Raw genomic sequence first — 21,274 nt, forward strand, 5'->3', positions numbered from 1 at the left:
TCAGATCCCCCCGCCTATCGGCACCCCCCTTATCAAGGGGGGCAGGGGGGATCGAACCTAAAATCCATTTTTAATTTAATTATAACCAGCTACTTATTATTACAATAGTCTCAAAAACAATGATCGAATTAAGTCCCGCCGCCGCTAGAGAAATTGAACGTTGGAGTCAAAGCCGTCGCCTGACTGGTTCCTATCTGCGTTTGGCAGTAAAAAACGGTGGTTGTTCGGGACTTCACTATCATCTCGAATTAACCGATATGGCGGCAGAAAACGATCGCTTTTATCAAAGTCAGGGTATTAATATTGTAGTCGATCCTGACAGCGATCGCTACCTACAAATTTTAAAATTAGACTATTCAGAAGATCTCATGGGTGGTGGTTTCCGTTTTACCAATGCCAACACCCAAAATACCTGCGGTTGTGGTCTTTCCTTTAGTGCTTAATTAACTACTCCAAATAGCCAAGACAACTAAAAGCGCATTAACCAGATAAAAAGCTCCCACAATCTTCGTTTCCGTCCAACCACTTAATTCTAAATGATGATGAAAAGGAGCCATTTTTAATAATCTTTTGCCCTTGCCATCGGGTCCTTTTGTGGCTTTATAATAGATAACCTGAGCGATTACCGAGAGAGATTCCAGAAAGAAGAGACCACTAATTAAAAATAATCCCCAGAGATGTCCAGTAATTAAACCCACCGCAGCTAAAGCGCCTCCTAAAGCGAGGGAACCCGTATCACCCATAAAGACTTTAGCGGGGTTGCGGTTATGAAAAATGAAGCCTAGACAAGCACCAGCAAAACAAGTGCAGAAAATCGCCAAATCCGGATGACTAGGAGCGATAATAATACCTAAACCCAAAAAAGCGATCGCACCTGTTCCCCCCGCTAATCCATCCACCCCATCGGTGAGATTAGTGGCGTTACTTTCAGCCACAAGGACAAATCCCGCCAAAATCCAGAAGAAAAAGCCCAAAGGAATGACTAATCGACCCCAAAGGCCGATATCGGTACTCACCTGATTGAACGACATCCAGAGGCAAAAAAGCACCGCCCCCGTTATCTGTAAAATTAACTTCATCCGGGGAGATAGGCCTTTATTCGACTTATAACGCAGAATTTGCCAATCATCTAACCAACCGATACCCATGTAAGCAAAAGTCAGCAAAGCAACCGCCACCACATTAGGAGTAAATTTAGACCAGATTAAAGCGAAAATAAGGGCTACTGGCACAAAAAAGCTGCCTCCCATCGTCGGGGTTCCTGCTTTCTTTAAATGGGCCTGGGGTCCATCTTCGCGCATAATCTGACCCATTTTCAAGCGCCGCAGCATCGGTACTACTTGACAGCCAAGACCAGCACTGATTAACGTTGTGGCCATCAGGGGGATTAACAGGGAATTAGTGGACTGAAAAAAAACTACTAACAGAAATAGTAATCCCGTTAGTAGAATCAGGAGATGGGTTCCAGTGGGTTTTTTAAAGATAGGGGCGGAAAAAATGTTAGCGTTCACGACTAAAGCGTCAGATAAGGGTAAAATTTGCCAAAGAAGACAGGATTAATCTTCATCTAAGACTAATTCGTCCTCGTCGTCATCATAACCGATATCATCGACATCCATCAGTTCAGATAGTTCCACATCTTCTTCGAGAGTCAGATCCGGTTCGGCGATTTTATCCCGGGGAATCATGCGATTATTTTTTTCTAACCACTCGACAATGGAAGCGTCTTTTTTTAGGGGAATAACCGCGGCCGGTTCGTAGCGGGGTTCTTGACGAATAGAAGGATTAAGCATAATCACTCGACGATTAACAGCAATCATTTCGAGTTTACCATGTCTTTTAAGGCTCTGATAATCTCTTGATTGGCCGCGGGGAAAGTGTAATTATCTAGTTCCTGGATAGTTACCCAGCGGATTTCTTCACATTCGATCGCTCTTGCTTGGCCGCTGAGATAACGACAGTTATATACTTGTAGATTAACCCGAAAATGACTATAGGTGTGGTCGATGGTGATTAAATGACTATCCACTGCGATGTCAATGCCAATTTCTTCTAATATCTCTCGTTTAATACATTCCTGCACCGTTTCATTGCCTTCGATTTTGCCGCCGGGGAATTCCCAAAAACCGCCCAGGAGTCCCTTGGCCAGACGGCGATCGATTAAAATTAAATCTCGATCATCTCTAATTACGGCCACACCGATTTGTTTAGAAGCTAAAGAGTCTGTTTCGGGAATCATAGTGGTTATTGGCGAAAAAATCGGAAAAAATAGTTAAAAACTGACTGCGGAAAATTGAGTCAAAAGATGATATAATCGAGAATTGTACGATTAACGATTAACAATGACAGTCAGTTCCGAATCAAAGTTTATTTTAAAAGTATTGTGGTTAGATCAGAACGTAGCGATCGCTGTAGATCAGGTGGTCGGCAAAGGAACTAGCCCCCTCACCGCTTATTTTTTCTGGCCGCGCAATGATGCTTGGCAACAACTGCAAGAGGAGTTAGAAGCAAAACACTGGATTGATGAGTCCGATCGCGTTGATGTTCTCAACAAAGCCACAGAAGTAATTAATTTTTGGCAAGAGTTACGCAATCAAGGCCGACAAATCACCATGGCCGATGCACAGTTAAAATTCCCCGAAGTTGTGTTTAGTGGTAGCAATTAATCGGCTTTTTAGCCGTCAGCTAGATAATCTTGATAATAGGCAGAAAAATGGCTAAAAGCTGATTGCTAAAGGCTAAAAAATTAATCGGGTAGGTTTATATAAACCCGCCCGATTTTGCTTTAATTTAATTTGATTTGGTTGGGTTTAAACCGATACTAAACCGCCAGCGGCCTGGTATCTAGCGCGAGCTTTGCGCCATGATTGTTGCGCTTGGATAGTTTTGCGACGGTCATCCCCTTTACTGACTTCATCGAGACGAGTTTGGGCCCGTTCGTATTCGGCGCGAGCTTTTTCCTTATCGATTTTTGAGCCTAATTCCGCCCCATTAACGAGGACTTTGATCTCATTATTTTCGACTTCGGCAAAACCGCCCAAAACCGCGATATTTTCCCAGTCTTTCCCCGGTCGAATTCGCATTACGCCAATATTCAGGGCAGTTAATAAAGGAGCGTGACCGCTAAGAATACCTAATTGTCCCGTGGAACTGGGTAGGATTACTTCTTCGGCCACGTTATCCCAGACAATGCGATCAGGTGTAATAACCCGTACTGTAATGCTCATTGGTGATAATAACGATAATTTTGGCAGATTTCTGGGTTAAGTAACCGCTAAACGCGGTTACTACTGACTTTTAATTAGCCTTTTTTGAGTTTTTCGCCTTTAGCGATCGCTTCATCGATATTGCCGACCATATAGAACGCTTGTTCGGGTAAGCGATCGAGTTCACCTTTGAGGATCATCTGGAAGCCTTTGATCGTATCAGCGAGGGTAACGTATTTACCCGGAGAACCGGTGAACACTTCCGCCACGAAGAAAGGTTGCGAGAGGAAACGCTCAATTTTGCGAGCGCGGTCAACGGTGAGACGATCTTCTTCCGACAATTCGTCTAAACCGAGAATAGCGATGATGTCCTGTAACTCTTTATAGCGTTGCAGGGTAGATTGGACGGCGCGAGCGGTGCCGTAGTGTTCATCACCGACGATATCAGCCTGGAGCATGGTGCTGGTGGAACCGAGGGGATCTACCGCCGGATAGATACCTTTGGAAGCCAGACCACGGGATAGTACAGTTGTTCCATCCAAGTGAGCGAAGGTAGTAGCGGGAGCGGGGTCAGTCAAGTCATCCGCAGGTACATAGACCGCTTGGATGGAAGTGATCGATCCCTCTTTGGTGGAGGTAATCCGCTCTTGCAGGTCGCCTACATCAGTGCCGAGGGTGGGTTGGTATCCTACCGCAGAAGGCATCCGACCGAGGAGCGCCGATACTTCCGAACCAGCTTGCACGAAACGGAAGATATTATCAATAAATAAGAGTACGTCTTGCTTGCTGACATCGCGGAAATATTCGGCCATGGTCAAAGCAGAGAGACCGACGCGCATTCTCGCTCCGGGGGGTTCGTTCATCTGACCGTAAACGAGGGCAATTTTCGAGTCTTCGGGGTTATCAGCGTTGATTACCTTCGATTCGATCATCTCGTTGTAGAGGTCGTTTCCTTCGCGGGTTCTTTCACCCACACCGCCAAAAACCGAGACACCCCCGTGTTGAATGGCGATATTGTTGATTAATTCCATCATAATGACGGTTTTGCCCACACCAGCACCCCCAAAGAGGCCGATTTTGCCACCTTGACGGTAGGGGGTGAGCAAGTCAATTACCTTGATACCGGTTTCAAAAACCGTCGGTGTTACTTCAAGATCGACTAATTTGGGAGCGGGACGGTGAATAGGAGAGGTTTCGGTGACGTTAACCGGTCCTTTTTCGTCCACGGGTTCACCAAGAACGTTAAAAATCCGACCGAGGGTGCATTTACCCACGGGAACGCTAATCGCTGCGCCGGTATCCACGATATCCATACCGCGCACTAAACCATCGGTGGTACTCATGGCAACGGCCCGCACTTGGTTATCACCGAGTAACTGTTGCACTTCACAAGTAACCGATAGATTTTGACCGGCGGAGTTGGTTCCTTTTACGGTTAAGGCATTATAAATACGGGGCAGTTTGCCACTGGGAAATTCGGCATCGATGACAGGACCGATGATCTGGACGATTTTACCAACGTTAGTTTCTGTTGTCGCTACCATTGTTTATGTCTACTCTGGGTTTTAGCTGATAACTCCCACAAGGGGAAAGTCTTAATTTTTTGTAAAATTAGCCAATACACAGCTTATCACGCTAGGGGATCAGATCAGTTATTTTCGCTATCAGCCCTCAGCAGTCGGTCGTCACGAGACTCGGAGACAGGAGATTATTTTATTTGTTCCCCCCACTTCCCGCTTCCCACTCCCCGCTTCCCGCTCCCTGCTTGACAAACACAGGGGTTTGCCTTTAATTGAACGTTGCCTCATGTCTCAAGGAGAAGATGGCCACAGTGTCGAGGGTTTAATTGCTCAAGATATAGGTTGGGATTTTTAAGGGGAAACTTTCTTTTAAAATTGGCGTTTACTTTTGATTTTATTACTCAATCCAAGCTTTTGGGGGGTTGGGGGAAGTCGCTGAGTCTCAAATTAAATTAATTAAGCTTGAACAAATGCCAGAAAAAGCGACATTTTTTAAGGGATTACAGATACCAAAATACCATTTTAATTTCTATAAGTCATACAAAAATTTAGGTTAAGATGACCTCCGAGGATGAATTAATCTGATTTTTGACGCTTTCTAGTAAAAGTTGATACAAAAAATGAGGTGTTTTTTGATTGGCTAATTCCAGACTATTCTGATAAATTTTAACAGCAGATTCATCATTAATCATTCGATAGTGAATGATTTTTGTCCATTCTGGTGCAGTTATCATTAATTGAGGAATCACTTCAATAAAAGCCTGTATTTGTTGTTGGGGTTCAAAATCTTCTAAAAAATGCAATAAACTAAACATAATTTCAGGATGTTCACAGTTATCATCTAGGATAAGATGTAAGTCTTTTAAATCTTTATCATCAGGATATTTGGCAAGTTTTTCTAATGTTTCCTCAAATAAGTTAATTTCTTGGGGTGTTCTCATTAAGCGATTCTCTTGTAGGATTTTTATTAAATTCATGGGGTTGTTGCTCCTTGATCAAAAAAGGTTGACCAAGTAGTTTTATTAAGTTGAATGAGTTCTTGTAATCCCTTTCTAATATCTGCATTATATAATCCTTGACCTAGATAAATTGAGCGAATATCCCAAACTTCTTGTGCTAAGGTTTGTCGAGGGGAAAGAGTTAAGTCTGGACTTTTACCATAAGATAAGGTTTGACGATGACGACCTCCTTTTCCGGGGGATAAGTGTTCCATCATGATAGCAATTCCTTGATTAGTTGTGTAACCTTTGATTTTCGCTTTCATATACGCATTGGATGGTAGATGATGAGGGGTTAAGTTATCTCCTCTACGACCTAATTTTAACAAGTCGCCGTATGTCCCGACTTTTCCTTCTCCTGTCAGTAGTTTAAATTGAGTGATGTTGTCTCCTTATGATTATTTTAGGCCATAGGTTGATCATAGGTGAATAAAAATCTTATCACTCTTCTATCTTGGAAAATCCCTGTCAACACATAAGTGCTGAAACTCCTATTTTATAAGCGAGCGCTCGCCTATTTTCTAACAACAACTCGAAAATTTAGTTTCTGTTAGTTATTGATCACCCGAAAGCTTGCCCCGAAAGAAAGCTAGAATTTAGACACGATCAGAGCTTTTTCCTGATAATTAAGCTTTAATGACCCATTTTCCTCTTTTCCCCCTGCTCCCCTCTTCCCAACCCAAAAAAGTAAGGCAGGCCTTAGCCTACCTTAAAACAAAGCGAGGTTGATCAACTTTGAAGATGCCGATGCAGTGGATGGAATTGGACTCATACCATATATTGGCGATTATAACAAGGGTTTTGCTGGTTGCATGGATTCAAATAAAAAATAATTTAAAGCTTGACCATAGATTTTAGTCTATATACTGAAACACAAGAACTATCTCCTGTCAAATTTTCAAGGGACAGCTTTACTGAGACGCACTCCCTTCCCTCAACCGTCCGGGAGAATTGTGCTGTAAGATATCTTCAGTTTCAATTGTTTAGGCTCGCAATCGTAGATGAGAATAAATTTCGGTAGCTTTTGCGGCAATCTCAGGAAATTATCGGTTAATTATATGAATTCTGGTAAAATTATCGCCATTATCACGGGAGCGATTTCGATTTTAATCGCCGTTGCCTATTTAATCCTAGTTCAGATTCTGGACTTTCGCACCGAGATGATTCCCGCTCCCCTAGAAGTTATTTTTCCAGGATGATAAAAATTGGGGTTGAAAAATTTTCAACCCCGAAAAAAAGCAATTTTTGAGCGGATTAACCCACCGATTGTAACTGTAATTGCGAGAGAATATCGCTCTGCTCAGAGCGCTGATGACTAGAGACTGTCACCACACCGTCCGCAGTTACATCTAATAGCGCATGGTCTCCAGAATTGACTTTTCCCGATAACATCGCCTCGGCTAAACTATCCTCTAAGCGTCGAGTTAAGGCACGACGTAAAGGCCGCGCACCGTAGCTAGGATCATAACCCTCATTGATGACCAAATCCTTGAAAGCGGCGGTAACTTCCACAGAAATGCCTTTTTCTGTCAATTGTTTGGCTATATCTGCGATCAGAATATCGGCAATCTGGGTAACTTCTTCGCGAGTTAACTGTCGGAAAACAATGATTTCATCGAGACGGTTGAGAAATTCGGGACGGAAATATTGTTTTAACTCGTCTGTCACCCGATTAGAAATCTGTTGGTAACGCGATTGAGCAAAATCGTCAGCCATCTCGAATCCTAAGCTATTACCGCCTTTTTCGATGACTTTTGAGCCAATATTCGAGGTCATGATAATTAGGGTATTCTTAAAGTCCACCCGACGACCTTGGGAATCGGTCAAACGACCATCTTCTAACAGTTGCAGGAGAAGATTAAAAACATCGGGATGTGCTTTCTCGATTTCGTCAAACAAAACCACTCTATAGGGTTGACGACGCACTGCTTCCGTTAACTGACCGCCTTCATTGTAACCGATGTATCCGGGAGGCGCACCAATTAATTTAGAAACCGTGTGGGATTCCATAAATTCCGACATATCTAGACGAATCATACTGGATTCCGAGCCAAAGAGTAACTTAGCTAAGGCTTTCGTTAATTCAGTTTTACCCACTCCCGTGGGACCGGCAAAAATAAACGAGGCAATCGGACGGTTAGGATTCTTTAAATTTACTCGCGCTCGACGAATAGCACGAGAAACGGCATTTACTGCCTCCTGTTGACCAATAATCCGCTCGTGCAGTTGAGATTCCAGATTTAAGAGCGATTCTGACTCAGTTTCAGTTAATTGGGTAACGGGAATACCAGTCCAAGCGGCGACAATTTGGGCGATTTCCTCCGCATCCACCACCGGAATTAAAGATTCGGGGTTAATTAGGGGTGATTCTTCGCTAACCTCTGCGGGACTTTTACTTTGCAGGGAATAGCGTAGATGGGTGCGGGATCCCGCTTCATCGAGAAGATCGATCGCTTTGTCCGGTAAAAAGCGATCATTGATATAGCGCGAGGATAGATGAACAGCAGCTTCGATCGCTTTTTGATCGTATTTTACCTGATGGAAATCCTCGTAGGTGGCTTTTAAACCGCGTAAAATCTCGATCGCTTGCTCTTTGGTCGGTTCTCCCACCATAACTGGCTGAAAACGTCTTTCTAGAGCCGCATCTCGCTCAATATGCTGTTTATACTCATCGAGAGTGGTTGCCCCTAAACACTGTAACTCGCCGCGAGCTAAAGCAGGTTTAAGCAGGTTAGAAGCATCCATAGCTCCCCCCATGCTACCAGCACCCACAAGAGTGTGAATTTCATCAATAAACAGGATAATACTGCCCGATTTGCGAACTTCCTCCACGATACCCTTTAAACGTTCCTCAAAATCGCCGCGAAAACGGGTTCCCGCCAGTAAAGACCCCATATCGAGGGCAATTACCTGTTTATCCTGCAAAAGTTCGGGAATATCGCCACTATGGATGCGTTGTGCTAACCCTTCAGCGATCGCTGTTTTCCCCACCCCCGGCGCACCGAGTAAAATCGGGTTACTTTTGGTACGACGGCCTAAAATTTGGACAACTCGCTCGATTTCTGGCTCTCTACCGATTACAGGGTCAATTTTGCCATTTTTGACCTCTTGGCTTAAATTGCGACCATATTGGGCTAAAATACCGCCTTGTGGAGCATTTTTCTGGTCTTCATAGTCACTGCTTGCCGTGAAGCGACCACTAGCGACTTTTTCCCCAGCATTTTTCAGTAAAAGGCCGCGAAGTTTGATCAAATCAACACCCTGCATAATTAAAATTTTAGCGGCTAGGGATTCGGGATCGGCGGTGATAGCGAGTAATAGATGTTCAGGTGCGATCGCCTGTTCCCCTAATTGTCGAGCTTCCTGAAATGCTTGCTCGAACATCTTTTTCGCTTTCGGGGTAAAAGGGATATTAACGGGACTGTAACCGCTGCCACGGCCGGTCATTCCTTCAATCAGGCGGCGACTTTCGTGCAGGGTGACTTTTAAATCCTTGAGAATTAAGGCTGCGGCGGCGGTGGCTTCTCCTATCAATCCTAACAGTAAATGCTCCGTACCCACGACACTGTGACCGGCACGACGGGCTTCTTCTTGGGCGAACATCACCGCTTTGATAGCTTTCTGGTTAAAGTATTCAAACATGATCGACGGCTTCCTGGCTACTGGGCTCTACTTGTTACTGTAACGTTTTCTTTACATTAGCCGGAAGGGGGATATCCGTATCAGTAGGGTGGGTTAGTCAGTGGTGAGTTTGGGCGATGCTTAAAATCCTTAACAAAAATTAAGGCTGCTGGCAGTTATAACCTAACCCCTGTGCAACTGTCGCTCTACAAAACTAATGCAGAAATGATAATTATTGATGTACCATATAAGGCGCGATAACTGAGGACGTAAGGATTGAAAAGGCTGCCAGCCAAGTTTTTTCGAGCCGAAGGTGGGTCGGAGCCGGTCAAAGATTGGTGGAAAACTCTCAGCCGTGAAGATTGCCGGATTATTGGCAGCGATATCAAGGACGTAGAGTTTAGCTTTCCCATCGGCTGCCCCTGTGCCGTTCACTTTCATCAAGAAGTCCCAAAAAAAACCAAAACAGGAAATCGATTTAGCTCTCAATCGTAAGAAGGAACAGGAAAAATATGACCGCTAACCCCCATACTGGCTCCGATTTCGATGATTTTCTCAAAGAAGAAGGTCTAGGAGGACTGTAGTGCGGTGGCACTCAAACGGTTACGGTTGCGGCAGTTGGCTGAGGAGATGAAACGGCTCTCTCTGACGAAAACGGAGATGGCGGCGCGGATGCAGACCAGTCGAGCGCAACTTGACCGCCTCCTCGACCCGGAAAAGACGGGCGTTTCCCTCGATACTATCCAACGGGCGGCTTCTGTGGTGGGCCGCCAATTGCGAATCGAGTTGCTCTGAGGGAAGTCAGAAAGTTCGGAGTGCCGCAGATGAAATTACCCAACGGGGAACTGGCAGAAATCTCGATGGAAAAACTGATTGGCTATTGCTTAAATCCAGAACATTCCAGGGGAAAAAATAAAGCCAGAGTCTTTCGCTCTCGTCTGGGAATAACTGCCGAGAACGCTGAGGTTTTGCGACCGCTCATCGAACAGGCTGCCCTGGAGGGGGAAGTTGTGCAACAAGCAGTCACGGAATTCGGCCAGCAGTTTAAAGTGGATTGGACGATACCAGAACGGGTAAGGAACAGAACTGCGAACTATCTGGGAAATCAGCTTAATTAATCCCAACCCTCGCCTAATTTCTGCCTTTATCAAGTAAACTACCATGAAAGACATCAAACTTTTAGATACGGTTGCCATCCTCAACTCCGTCCCTCGGGAGCGATTGACTTTAGTTGAGCCAGATTATGAAGCTGTCCCCAGCTTGCCAAGCGGACAGGTGGGAACGGTGGTTGAGGTGTATGAAAAAGGTTCGCGCTATCAATATTTAGTGGAATTTTCTGACAGTCAGGGGCGGGAATATGCGATGGCTATTCTGCCAGGCGATGAGCTTCTGGTCTTGCATTATGAACTGGAGGCGGCGTGAATTCTGCTTAAGGGAAAACGCTATGGCTCAAGTAGCGGTTAGCGAAATTTTGAACCCTATTATCGAATCTGACACACCGCGCCACAATCTCTCACGGAAGGCGATAGGTCGCCTGAGAAGCAGTAAAACAGGGGAAAATACCTGAAACTCTTTCCCCTGTGAATCCCTAAGCTAGGGAGAAGAATATAAAGATTTATTAAATTGTAGCTTTTGCTACAGTTGTGGGGGGGGGAGTGTGTATGCTTCTGCTATCTCCCTTTGGTGTTGGGTTGGGGTGCTGCTTGATCTAGCTACGAGGGAGGACGATCGCACTACCCGCAATTTCAACAATGGCATGGGCAAGGATGCGCGAGTCTATCTCGATTCGATAGAAACACTACTAAAAAGATTAATATTCATTATGGGTTGGAGAAATTCACTTTTACTAACATTGTTGATTTTGGTTGTTGGCATTGGTCTTGGAGCGATTACAGGAAGTCCTATAATGCGTGGACTTGTCTTCTGGACAGCACTTTGGGCAGCAATTGATTCCCATAGAATAGAAATTCATAAGTATAAAATTACAGGATCATTCGTACCATCATTTGGTAATTCATGGTCAGTTTTTTTGTTTTTACTTCTCCTTTGGGTGTATTGTTTTCCTGCCTATTTGATTATTAGAGGAAAGATTCTTAAAGGAATTATACCTTTAAGAAACGAAGACGAATAAGGCTACCAATCAATCCAGACTAACTCCCCTCTCCTGCTCCCAGAGGGGTTGGGGGAGAGGTCAAATCATCAAACCATTATCTATCAACGAGTTGCTCATCGCCAAGAAATTTATAAATTTTTCCCTTAGTGCGATAACATGATCTTGTATGGTATTTTCTTCAACCGCAAACTAAAACCTTCCCAATATACCGAAAAAGAAACCACAAAAGCCAGCTAAATTGTTTCTAAAAATACCATAAATGCCCCTTCATTCAGTCAGTTGAGGAGGGGAATTTATATCGTATTTTTATGTTATCTTGGGGGTATCTATACCGTTTTGCGGAAGGCAAAAGTCTTATACCATAAACTTTTCACGTTCCTAGTATGTGCCTCACTCATTCGCAAATTGCTATATTTTTACAATCCAAGTCAATCATTTTCAGTCTATACTGTTACCAGTGTAAAATAAATAAGAGGGGTTATTCATAATGAGTCCACATCCGTATAACTTTGACAACCTTCTCTTCTGGAATAACCTGATAAACCAAACGATGCTGAATATTAATACGTCGGGAATAATAGCTCGCTAAATCGCCACTGAGTTTCTCATAAACAGGATAAGATTGATACGGATTTGACTTAAGAATATTTAATAACTCGTTAGCTTGTTTTGCCAACCCAGTACGAGCCAGCTTTTCAGCATCTTTTTTCGCTTGTTTGGTAAAAACCAACTGCCAATTATCCATTTAAAATTGCTCTGATACCCGCCTCATCCACACAATCTTCAATAGAAGTGTTGCCACCTTCAATAATTGAATCTACCATACCAGGAATAGAATACAAATAAAGCGTTTCTTGAATAGAGTTCCAATCTTCCTCAGCAATTAAAATAGCATTCTTTTTCGTACCAGATAACAAAATCGGTTGATGATTATCATTGGTATCATTCACTAATTCATCAATTTGTTCTTTGGCTTCAGTAACAGTAACAATTTTCATGTAACTATCCCTTAAATTAACAACAAGAGTGCAACCGATTCTAACACAAGTCAACTATTATTCAGGATAATAGCACCTTTTCTAAATATTTGTCAAATTTATTTTTGCTTATTCTCGTTGCCAATTCTTGATAAGTTGCCTTGCTCTGAAGAATGGTACATTGACTGATTGATTACTTTTCTGGGTGTTCCTAGTGGATTGAGTAAAGCACTAATAAAAACATTGGTATCTATAACAACTCGATTAGTCTGAGTAAAACTCCTAGTTTGGGTTGAAGCATGAAACCCAACAACTTCCCGGAATATTTTCACAATCTTGGTTGGGTTTCGCCTTGTGAGCCGATTGGTAATACCTGCTCAATAATGATAGCTCAACCCAACTACCTTGTTCCTAGAGATTTACACTTTTTGTTATCTCTGATCAAGGGTTGCGCTTGCTTTGGTTTAACCTGAGCGACTTAGTTTTTGCTGCGCTTTTTTCCGGCTTGAGATTTTGAGTTTTACGGCAACCGCTTGAGTTTTTTTGAATTACCCCTTGACAATCAAGACAGTCACTACGGCTGATAACTGATAACTGACTTCTAACCCAATTTTGGACAAAGATAAGCAAAAATTATTTATTGACTCCACAAACTTGAGAATATTTAAATTAACATTTCGCAATATTTACAAATTCTTAAGAATTAATTGAGAAAGATTTTTATTTAACAAAGATGTTATGAAGGTTACAGCGATTTGATAGAATTTCATAATGGGCTATTCTGTGCTTTTTTAGGCAGCAATGGTTGAAACCCTTGCCACATCTACAAAGTAATCCTAATTAAGACGGGTAAATTAGTCAATTTCACCCACAACGATGATCTTTTTTTTGTGTAGTTTTATTGCAAAAAAAAAGTTTTTTTGACCAAAAGCACAAAGCATGATAAGGAAGCTGGTGTATTTCTGGCTGCGCGTAATTATTGCAGAGTTAGGTCAAAATCAGGGGATTTTCTGTTTTCAAGTGATGAAATACAGAAAAGCAGCAATTCGATCGAGAAATCGATAAAAACAGCCTAGACTAGAAAAAGAATCCTCTATCCTGACAGCTATCCTGTGGAGATTACTTTTTTAGGAACCAGTTCCGGGGTTCCCACTCGTTCCCGTAATGTCTCTAGTATCGCCCTTCGTTTGCCCCAACGGGCGGAAATATGGCTGTTTGACTGTGGAGAAGGAACTCAACACCAGTTACTGCGTAGCGACCTGAAAAGTTCCCAAATCCGACGCATTTTTATCACCCATATGCACGGGGATCATATCTTTGGTTTAATGGGATTGTTAGCCAGTATTGGATTAGCCGGTTCTGCTCAGGATATTGATATCTACGGACCCCCCGGACTAGGGGACTATCTGCGTGCTTGTGCTAAGTATTCCTATACTAATTTAGCCAATCGGGTGCGTGTCCATCCCATTTCCCCCGGCATACTCTACGAAGATGAAGAATTTACCGTCTCCTGTCAGCTATTAAAACATCGTATTCCTGCCCATGGTTATCGTATCGCCGAAAAAGACCGTCCTGGACGTTTTGATGTGGAAAAAGCCAACGCTTTGGGTATTCCCCCCGGACCAATTTACGGCAAGCTGAAAAAAGGGGAAACTGTCACCCTCCCCGATGGCAGCAAAATTCGCGGTCAGTCCCTCTGCGGAGAAACGGAAATCGGCCGTAAAATTGCCTACTGTACCGATACTATTTTCTGTGAAGGATCGATCGAATTGGCACAAAATGCAGATGTGCTAATTCATGAGGCGACTTTTGCACACCAAGATGCCGGATTAGCCTTTGAAAGTGTTCACTCCACTTCGACGATGGCAGCCCAGGTGGCCTTGGCAGCCCAGGTAAAATTGTTATTAATGACCCATTTTAGTCCCCGTTATCTACCGGGGAATTCTCTGGATATTTCCAATCTGTTAGAGGAAGCGCGGGCAATTTTTCCTAACACTAAATTAGCCTACGATTTCCTCACCTACGAAGTCCCCCGCAACCGTCAAGAAATCGCCTTAGGAGTTAAGTAATTATGCCAGCAGCAGTAGAAGAAAAAAGCATGGTTCCCACGGTTTTAGTGGGTATTGGTGGCACGGGTAACGAGATTTTATCGCGCTTGCGTCGTTTAATCGAGGAAAGTTATGGCAGTTTGAGCAATTTTCCGATTGTCAGTTTTTTGGTGGTTGACACGGATAAGGATTATAAAATCAGTAATCCTGAAGCTGCTGGCAGTGCTTTTAAAGATAACGAAAAACACTGGGCCCGGGTGAGTGGAAAACAGGTACAGGAGATGGTATCTGATATGGATAGATATCCCTGGATTAATAGTTGGTTTCCCCCGGAATTAGAGAGAAATATTACTTCCCTGGAAGCGGGAGCGGGACAAATTCGCGCCTGTGGTCGTTTTGCTTTATTTTGTAATTATCATGAGATCCAAAGAAAATTTCTAGACGCGGTGAGACGGGTAAAGGGACAAGAAAACTTTATGCTTGATCGCTATGGAATTAAAGTTAGTAATAGTGCTATTAATGTCTTTACTACGGGGTCTTTAAACGGTGGTACGGGTAGCGGAATGTTAATCGATCTAGGTTACTGTATTCGTAATTGGTTACGAGGGGAAAGTAGTCCTTTGAGTACGGCAATTGTTCCGACTCCTGAAGCATTTGCGGGGATTAGTGTCGGCGATCGAGTTTTGGCTAATGGTTACGCTGCCTTGATGGAATTAAATTACTTTTCTGACTACAGAACTGAATATCAGCAACAGTTTAGCAGCGGTTTAGTCGATGAAGTGGTTAGTAAATTACCACCCTTTGATTTTACCTATTTAGTGGGGACAAAAAACGGCGAAGGTGATTTTAAACTCGGTCAAATTCGGGAAATGATCGCCCAAAATATCTTCCTAGATATGACCTCTGATTTTGCCCCCCATAAACGTTCTATTAGAGATAATATTAAGGGTTCTTGGGCGCAAGCTGACCCGGGGGGACGCGGTTATCCTAAGCAATTTATGAGTTTTGGACTATCAACTATTGAAATTCCTATTGCCCAAATTCGTACTTCCTTATCGGAACGTTTAGCCAAAGATTTAATTAATTGGTGGCTGAATGATTCCGTGATTTTACCCGCTCAAATGTTGGACTTAGTAAGAGGTGATATCCTCAAAAAAATGCGCTTGAGCGAAGGGGAATTAATTATGGATTTATGTGCCGACAAGGATCGCTCTTTAATTGCCATAATCTCCCAATGGATTAACGAAACTCGTCAGGAAATCAATCAAGATAATTGGCTATCTTGTACCAAACAGGGTGTTAATATTTTAGGCAACGAACAGGGAAAAATTCTGCAATTTATTGATGATTATTTAACGCCAAGAGTCGAGGAATTTAAACGCAATCATTTACTAGAATTGAGTCCCGATGAACGGATGCACGGCGATTACCTGAAAAAGATTTATAGTAATCGGGATGAAATTATTCAACGGGGTAAAAAGTCCCTAGAAATAGAGTTTTATAATATCCTTGAGGATCGGAACCGTGGGGTAAAATTTGCCGAGAGTTTTATTGTTTTAGTAAGACAAATCTTCACCGACATAGCAGAAAAATTCCGTCGCGATCAAGAACAGGTTTGGAGTCAAAACGAAAGTAAACGTCAACGAGAATACGACACAGCCTTGGCAGAAATTAATGATCTGAAAGATAAACTTCATATCTCAAAAAAAGATAAGATGGAAGAATATTGTGAACAAGCTTTAACGGGATTGGAAGGCTATTTAATGGCCAATATTCAACGAAAAACCAGAGGTGCGGGAGTAGAGGTTATTAATCGTTTACTGGAACATCTTAATCAATTAGAAAGCCGTTTTAATCGCTTTCGTCAGAAGTTAATTCAAAGTCGCGATCTATTTAATCTGCAAGCTAACCAACAGATTGATAGTGCCGATGCTTTGTTAATTAATGGGATTAAATTATTTGATAGACAAGAATTAAATGGTCTTTATCAAGACTTTATCGAACAATTTGCTTCGGGGATTGCTGGTAACAAAAACGCCTACGATACGGGTATGGATAACCTTTGTTTACCCCTCTCACAGGAGATTTTAAAGCAATCTAGTCCCCTCTGGAAAGAAACGCGGCGCTCCGATGAAAATATGCGTTTATTTGACATCACCGAGATTGCCGATATTCGTCAAGGTGATTTTCAAAAAGTTATCCTAAACCAAGCTAATCAACTCCTACAAAATGCTCCCGCTAGTAGTCGCATTCAGCAGGAATTAGCTGCTTGTGATCGCTTGTTAAAAATCTATAACAACGATGCCGATATTATCAATAATCTTCGCATTGCCTACCAAAAATCGCGACCCCTAATTATGCTTAATCCTGCGGTTTTGCGGGGAAAAGATGCGGGTTTTACACCCCAATTAAATCAAAATGTGGCCCTGATTGGGGGAAGAAATACCAGTAACCCGGCAGCCCAAAAAATTATTCCGAAACTGCGGGAATTTATTGCCAACGAAGACGATATTAAACCCTTGGGAGACGTGGAAAAATATCGTCTTGTCTTCGTGCAGGAAATTGGCGGTTTTTCCCTACGTTGTCTCGAGGGAATGCGAGAGTTGCGCCAATCCTATCAGGACTGGAAAGGAGAATTTATTCTCGCCAAACGCGCCCAACAAATGGGGGAAAATCGCGATTTACCCATCCCCGTGCATATCCAAAAGGAACCGCCTTTCTGGGATGTTTTTCCCGAAGATCCGAGTATTTATCAATTGGTGGTAACAGCCCGAGCTTTGAAAGTGCTTTTCCCAGAAGTCAATCGAGTCACTAATGAGAAAACAATTCGCTATGAAATTAAAACCGCAACGGGATTAAAAAAAGTCGATATCGCCACCAGTTGGGAAGATGCGGTACAGGTGTTAGAAGTAAAAGCTTGTCGCGAAGATAAGGAAAAAATTCAAAGTCAGGTGACAGCTAAGTTACAGGCTGCAGCTACTCCGGAGAAAAAACAAGCTTTGTATCGGACTTTCATTGAATATTTACAACAACGTTCCGAGGAGTTAACAGGAGGAAAAGACAATACAGAATATAAACGGGAAGATGCAATTATTTTGCAGTTAATCCATAACTATAAGTTGGATAGCGGTGGAGAAATTCCTCTTTCTCCGGTGACGGAAGTGGCTAACCCAGCTTTAATTATCTGCGGTAATTGTGGACATAAAAACCCTCCATCGTCTAATTTTTGTTCTAAGTGTGGGGCAAAATTAGTTAAGTAGAAATTAGATTTTGGGTTTGATCCCCCCTGCCCCCCTTGATAAGGGGGGTGCCGATAGGCGGGGGGATCCGCCTTGATAAGGGGGGTGCCGATAGGCGGGGGGATCCGCCTTGATAAGGGGGGTGCCGATAGGCGGGGGGATCCGCCTTGATAAGGGGGGAATCTGACAATTTTTAACACCTACCTAATTTAACAGAAAAAGTGGGGGTGTTAGCTGGACTAACATCCCCAAAATGAAAATTTTCGGGAAAAATTGCCTAATAGCGAAAAAACTGGATTATAATAAGGTCTTTACTCAAGATTTTTGCTAATCGCTAACTGCCATAAAACCCAATCAAGACCCCTGTTTATCGAGAGAAAAACCAATGGTAGCCACTTTAAAAGGACGAGATGTTTTAAGAATAACCGACATGAGTAGCCAAGAAATCAGCGCCCTACTCAATCTATCGGCACAGCTTAAAGCTGGTAATCTTAACCCTAGCTGCAACAAAGTCTTAGGATTGCTATTTTATAAAGCTTCCACTCGGACCCGGGTTTCCTTTACCGTCGCCATGTACCAGTTAGGGGGACAGGTGATCGATCTTAATCCCAGTGTAACCCAAGTGGGGCGCGGGGAACCCTTAGCCGATACAGCCCGGGTACTCGATCGCTATCTCGATATTCTCGCGGTTCGCACCTTTAAACAAGAGGATTTAGAAGCTTTTGCCAATTACTCGCGCATCCCGATTATCAACGCTTTAACGGATTTAGAACATCCCTGTCAGATATTAGCCGATTTACAGACTATCCAAGAGACTTTTCAGACTTTACGGGGAATTAACCTCACCTATGTGGGGGATGGTAATAATGTCGCTAATTCTCTCCTCTTGGGTGGTGCTTTGATGGGGTTAAATGTGCGGGTTGCCTCCCCTGCAAACTATCAACCCGATGGGGAAATTGTCGCCAGCGCCCAGGCTATTGGCGAGAAAACCGGTAGTAAAATCTTGATTACCGACGATCCCGTTACGGCCGTAAAAGACTCTCAGGTAGTCTATACTGATGTCTGGGCGAGTATGGGACAGGAAAGCCTCGCTGATGCCCGAATTCCCGTTTTTCAGCCCTACCAAGTCAATGAACAGCTAATGAGTCACGCTGACAAAGATGCGATTATTCTCCATTGTTTGCCTGCTCACCGGGGCGAAGAAATTACCGACGGGGCGATCGAGGGTGTACAATCAAAAGTCTGGGAACAAGCGGAAAATCGGATGCACGCCCAAAAAGCTTTAATGGTGAGTTTATTGGGATTAATCTAGCTGCAGATGCTCAGTTACCTAAAATAATTATTAAACTCGATCATCAATCATCCTAAGACCTGTCCGACACCGGAAGTTAACGCTAGGATTGATGGTAAGAGCAATAATCAGGGCAGCCTCCACACCTAACTATATGTCAGACACCTCCGCCGTTAAAAAATATCTCGCCCATTGGTTTCAATTGGGAAAAAAAGTTATTTGTCCCAAAAACCAAGCTATGCTATTTCCGCTGCCAATTTTCAATGCTGATCGCTATTCGTCGGAGTTTGAAGATTGTTGGCAAAAAATGCTTGATCCTGAAAGTGGCGATTGTTACCTAGAGGGTACTCAACAAACCATCCAAGACTTACTTTCCCCTCAATGGGAATTTCATCCCTGCGCTCGTTGTACTATACCTGTACCAATTGAAGTGCTGGGCCAATCGAGTTTATCCTGTCCCTGCCATGATTTGAGTAATTGGCCCAATTTAGAATTACCCTTACCCCATTTACCTGTCAATAGTCGAGAAAATCTCGATCGCATCCGGCAAAGATTGCTAAAAAATTCTCACCCACATTAACCAGACAAAAAGAGACGTTAGGGGTAACGTCTCGAAAAAAGGATTGATATTTAACGATTTCTGCCAAAAAGATTGACTAAATCTCGCAATCTCTCGCTATATTCTCCGGTTAAAGCTTCCTGACGATAGCGCCATGACCAATTCCCTTCTGCGACACTGGGGGTATTCATCCGCGCATCCGATCCTAAACCTAACACATCCTGTAACGGTACGATCGCCTGATTAGCCACGGAACTATAGGCCAGTCGAATCAGATCCCAAGCCACTCCCTGACCACTGGGAGCGCCAAGATATTGATATAGTCGCGCTTTTTCGTAGTCATTGGCGTTATCCTGAAACCAGCCCACAGTAGTATTATTATCGTGAGTGCCGGTATAAATCACACAGTTGCGTTCGACGTTAAAAGGAAGATAGGGATTACCCGCATCACCCCCAAAAGCGAAGTGGAGAATCTTCATCCCCGGGAAAGCAAAGTGATCGCGAAAATCTAGGACTGCTTGGTCAATATCGCCCAAATCTTCGGCAATAATCGGCAATTTACCTAAACGAGCGCCAATAGTATTAAAGAGATCATAACCTGGGGCCTTGAGCCAATGACCATTAATAGCGTTTTCCTGGCCAAAAGCCACGGCCCAATAGGCCTCTAATCCGCGAAAATGATCGATACGGATAATATCGACTAGGGAAAGAACCCCTTTTAAACGGCGTACCCACCAGTCAAAGCCCGTATTTTTGAGATAATCCCAGTTATAGAGAGGATTGCCCCATAATTGCCCCGTTTCTGAGAAATAATCCGGGGGAACCCCGGCCACTTCCAAGGGATTACCGGTTTGGGTATCTAGTCGGAAAACCTGCGGATTTGCCCAAACATCGGCGCTATTATGGGAGACATAAATGGGGATATCACCGATAATCTCGATACCGAGGGAGTTAGCATAGCGTTTTAGGGCTAACCACTGCTCAAAAAACTCAAATTGCAGGAATTTGTGCAGAAAAATCTCCTCTTGTAACTCCTGTTTCGGTGTTTCCAACGCACCCCAATGACGTTCGCGAATTTCTGTCGGCCATTCCATCCATGCTTTACCCTGGTAAGCGTGGGATAAAGCCATAAATAGGGCGTAATCCTCCAACCAATCGGCATTGCCAGCACAAAAGCCGGCAAACTGTTTGTAAAGAATTGTGTCAGAACCCTTGACAAAATTGCTCGCCGCCTTTCTAAGTAGGGGAATTTTCCAAGCGATCAATCGCTCAAAATCCACTTGATCGAGGGGAAAATCGGGAATATCCTCGAAATCTGCGTCACTAAGCAGGTTTTTCTCCCGAAGAAGATCGAGACTAATCAGGAGATGATTGCCGGCAATGGCGCTAAAACTCATGTAGGGAGAGTTACCGTACCCTGTGGGGCCTAAAGGGAGAATTTGCCAGAGTTTTTGACCACTTTGAGCCAAAAAATCGATAAATTGATAGGCTTCCCTACCTAGTTCTCCAATCCCGTAACGACCGGGATGACTGGTGGGATGAAGCAAAATACCGCTAGAACGGCTAAAAGCCATGAAAAAACCCCCTTATCAGTGATTCGGTTAGCAGTTATTAAGTGTTTAAAGCTGAATGCTCACTGCTATCTCCAAGCTAACCCGATCTCGATCGATAACGGCAATACTTAACAACTTTATTAGACCTA

The 21,274-nt window shown here is 43.4% G+C and carries 22 protein-coding genes and 2 pseudogenes; 11 read left to right on the forward strand and 13 right to left on the reverse strand.

All coding sequences use genetic code 11. The features are described from left to right. Positions 1-119 precede the first annotated feature (119 nt). On the forward strand, positions 120-443 hold the full coding sequence (locus tag ACQY1X_RS17045; RefSeq protein WP_430014926.1) for a HesB/IscA family protein: 324 nt from the start codon (positions 120-122) through the stop codon (positions 441-443). Here the strand turns inward: ACQY1X_RS17045 and mraY are convergent, their stop codons facing one another. Genes mraY through mutT form a run of 3 tightly spaced genes read right to left on the reverse strand, consistent with a single transcriptional unit; the run spans position 444 to position 2,239 of the window. Beyond that, positions 444-1,511, reverse strand: a complete 1,068-nt coding sequence (gene mraY, locus ACQY1X_RS17050; RefSeq protein WP_430014927.1) for a phospho-N-acetylmuramoyl-pentapeptide-transferase — start codon at positions 1,509-1,511, stop codon at positions 444-446. A gap of 45 nt (positions 1,512-1,556) precedes the next feature. Then, positions 1,557-1,820, reverse strand: coding sequence for a DUF3134 domain-containing protein (locus ACQY1X_RS17055; RefSeq protein WP_002735746.1), 264 nt, complete (start codon positions 1,818-1,820; stop codon positions 1,557-1,559). Beyond that, complete coding sequence (mutT, locus tag ACQY1X_RS17060; RefSeq protein ID WP_016514645.1) at positions 1,817-2,239, reverse strand: 8-oxo-dGTP diphosphatase MutT; 423 nt, start codon at positions 2,237-2,239, stop codon at positions 1,817-1,819. Before mutT ends, ACQY1X_RS17055 begins: the two co-directional genes overlap by 4 nt. Before the next feature lie 103 nt (positions 2,240-2,342). Here mutT and ACQY1X_RS17065 point away from each other — a divergent pair, with 103 nt between their 5' ends. Continuing rightward, the gene (locus ACQY1X_RS17065; RefSeq protein ID WP_002736597.1) at positions 2,343-2,666 is read left to right on the forward strand and encodes a 30S ribosomal protein PSRP-3; all 324 of its coding nucleotides are present in this window, start codon (positions 2,343-2,345) and stop codon (positions 2,664-2,666) included. Positions 2,667-2,810: 144 nt separating this feature from the next. Here ACQY1X_RS17065 and atpC read toward each other — a convergent pair whose 3' ends face one another. The 4 genes from atpC to ACQY1X_RS17085 all read right to left on the reverse strand — a co-directional run bounded on the left by atpC (position 2,811) and on the right by ACQY1X_RS17085 (position 5,990). Continuing rightward, complete coding sequence (gene atpC / locus ACQY1X_RS17070) at positions 2,811-3,227, reverse strand: ATP synthase F1 subunit epsilon (protein ID WP_002735380.1); 417 nt, start codon at positions 3,225-3,227, stop codon at positions 2,811-2,813. Positions 3,228-3,301: 74 nt separating this feature from the next. Further along, positions 3,302-4,750, reverse strand: coding sequence for a F0F1 ATP synthase subunit beta (gene atpD, locus ACQY1X_RS17075; RefSeq protein WP_002737987.1), 1,449 nt, complete (start codon positions 4,748-4,750; stop codon positions 3,302-3,304). Between the two features lie 524 nt (positions 4,751-5,274). Then, positions 5,275-5,703, reverse strand: a complete 429-nt coding sequence (locus ACQY1X_RS17080; protein ID WP_002774153.1) for an Imm30 family immunity protein — start codon at positions 5,701-5,703, stop codon at positions 5,275-5,277. Then, positions 5,700-5,990: a hypothetical protein gene (locus ACQY1X_RS17085; protein ID WP_002737970.1), complete on the reverse strand. Its 291-nt coding sequence runs from the start codon at positions 5,988-5,990 to the stop codon at positions 5,700-5,702. The genes ACQY1X_RS17080 and ACQY1X_RS17085 overlap by 4 nt, the downstream gene beginning before the upstream one ends. A gap of 792 nt (positions 5,991-6,782) precedes the next feature. On the opposite strand from ACQY1X_RS17085, the gene ACQY1X_RS17090 reads away from it, so the two are divergent. Continuing rightward, entirely contained in the window at positions 6,783-6,923 is a 141-nt protein-coding gene (locus tag ACQY1X_RS17090; RefSeq protein ID WP_170863676.1) for a hypothetical protein, read from the forward strand. Between the two features lie 55 nt (positions 6,924-6,978). Here ACQY1X_RS17090 and ACQY1X_RS17095 read toward each other — a convergent pair whose 3' ends face one another. Both ACQY1X_RS17095 and ACQY1X_RS17100 read right to left on the reverse strand, forming a co-directional pair. Further along, positions 6,979-9,366, reverse strand: a complete 2,388-nt coding sequence (locus tag ACQY1X_RS17095) for an ATP-dependent Clp protease ATP-binding subunit (RefSeq protein WP_430014928.1) — start codon at positions 9,364-9,366, stop codon at positions 6,979-6,981. Between the two features lie 162 nt (positions 9,367-9,528). After that, positions 9,529-9,786 carry a hypothetical protein gene (locus ACQY1X_RS17100; RefSeq protein WP_043997184.1) on the reverse strand — a complete coding sequence of 86 codons (258 nt, stop codon included), beginning with the start codon at positions 9,784-9,786 and terminating at the stop codon, positions 9,529-9,531. A 231-nt stretch (positions 9,787-10,017) separates the two neighbouring features. Between ACQY1X_RS17100 and ACQY1X_RS17105 the strand changes: the two genes are divergently transcribed. The 4 genes and pseudogenes from ACQY1X_RS17105 (at position 10,018) to ACQY1X_RS17120 (ending at position 11,476) form a co-directional block, all read left to right on the forward strand. Beyond that, positions 10,018-10,140 (forward strand): hypothetical protein, encoded by a 123-nt coding sequence (locus ACQY1X_RS17105; RefSeq protein ID WP_256094070.1) that lies wholly within the window; start codon positions 10,018-10,020, stop codon positions 10,138-10,140. A gap of 29 nt (positions 10,141-10,169) precedes the next feature. Then, positions 10,170-10,500 (forward strand): annotated as a pseudogene (locus ACQY1X_RS17110) (DUF6883 domain-containing protein). A 6-nt stretch (positions 10,501-10,506) separates the two neighbouring features. Continuing rightward, positions 10,507-10,767, forward strand: coding sequence for a DUF4926 domain-containing protein (locus ACQY1X_RS17115; RefSeq protein ID WP_002794897.1), 261 nt, complete (start codon positions 10,507-10,509; stop codon positions 10,765-10,767). Between the two features lie 235 nt (positions 10,768-11,002). Next, positions 11,003-11,476 carry a hypothetical protein gene (locus ACQY1X_RS17120; RefSeq protein WP_430014929.1) on the forward strand — a complete coding sequence of 158 codons (474 nt, stop codon included), beginning with the start codon at positions 11,003-11,005 and terminating at the stop codon, positions 11,474-11,476. Between the two features lie 460 nt (positions 11,477-11,936). Here the strand turns inward: ACQY1X_RS17120 and ACQY1X_RS17125 are convergent, their stop codons facing one another. From ACQY1X_RS17125 to ACQY1X_RS17135, 3 genes and pseudogenes are all read right to left on the reverse strand, one after another. Next, on the reverse strand, positions 11,937-12,203 hold the full coding sequence (locus ACQY1X_RS17125) for a Txe/YoeB family addiction module toxin (RefSeq protein ID WP_002756029.1): 267 nt from the start codon (positions 12,201-12,203) through the stop codon (positions 11,937-11,939). Next, the gene (locus ACQY1X_RS17130; protein ID WP_002736246.1) at positions 12,196-12,456 is read right to left on the reverse strand and encodes a type II toxin-antitoxin system Phd/YefM family antitoxin; all 261 of its coding nucleotides are present in this window, start codon (positions 12,454-12,456) and stop codon (positions 12,196-12,198) included. The genes ACQY1X_RS17125 and ACQY1X_RS17130 overlap by 8 nt, the downstream gene beginning before the upstream one ends. A gap of 76 nt (positions 12,457-12,532) precedes the next feature. Next, positions 12,533-12,761: pseudogene (locus ACQY1X_RS17135) on the reverse strand (putative toxin-antitoxin system toxin component, PIN family); the annotation flags it as partial. A gap of 786 nt (positions 12,762-13,547) precedes the next feature. Between ACQY1X_RS17135 and ACQY1X_RS17140 the strand changes: the two are divergent. From ACQY1X_RS17140 to ACQY1X_RS17155, 4 genes are all read left to right on the forward strand, one after another. Beyond that, positions 13,548-14,504 carry a ribonuclease Z gene (locus tag ACQY1X_RS17140; protein WP_002756024.1) on the forward strand — a complete coding sequence of 319 codons (957 nt, stop codon included), beginning with the start codon at positions 13,548-13,550 and terminating at the stop codon, positions 14,502-14,504. A gap of 2 nt (positions 14,505-14,506) precedes the next feature. After that, a complete protein-coding gene (locus tag ACQY1X_RS17145) occupies positions 14,507-17,743 on the forward strand; it encodes a tubulin-like doman-containing protein (protein WP_430014930.1) in 3,237 nt (1,078 codons plus the stop codon). 364 nt (positions 17,744-18,107) lie between these two features. Continuing rightward, positions 18,108-19,034, forward strand: a complete 927-nt coding sequence (argF, locus tag ACQY1X_RS17150) for an ornithine carbamoyltransferase (RefSeq protein ID WP_002736751.1) — start codon at positions 18,108-18,110, stop codon at positions 19,032-19,034. Positions 19,035-19,167: 133 nt separating this feature from the next. After that, positions 19,168-19,593 (forward strand): hypothetical protein, encoded by a 426-nt coding sequence (locus ACQY1X_RS17155; RefSeq protein ID WP_002735544.1) that lies wholly within the window; start codon positions 19,168-19,170, stop codon positions 19,591-19,593. Positions 19,594-19,643: 50 nt separating this feature from the next. Here ACQY1X_RS17155 and malQ read toward each other — a convergent pair whose 3' ends face one another. Beyond that, on the reverse strand, positions 19,644-21,146 hold the full coding sequence (malQ, locus tag ACQY1X_RS17160) for a 4-alpha-glucanotransferase (protein WP_002737299.1): 1,503 nt from the start codon (positions 21,144-21,146) through the stop codon (positions 19,644-19,646). Positions 21,147-21,274 lie beyond the last annotated feature (128 nt).

The sequence above is a fragment of the Microcystis protocystis FBCC-A270 genome (genome assembly GCF_050500235.1).
Classification (GTDB): domain Bacteria; phylum Cyanobacteriota; class Cyanobacteriia; order Cyanobacteriales; family Microcystaceae; genus Microcystis; species Microcystis ichthyoblabe_A.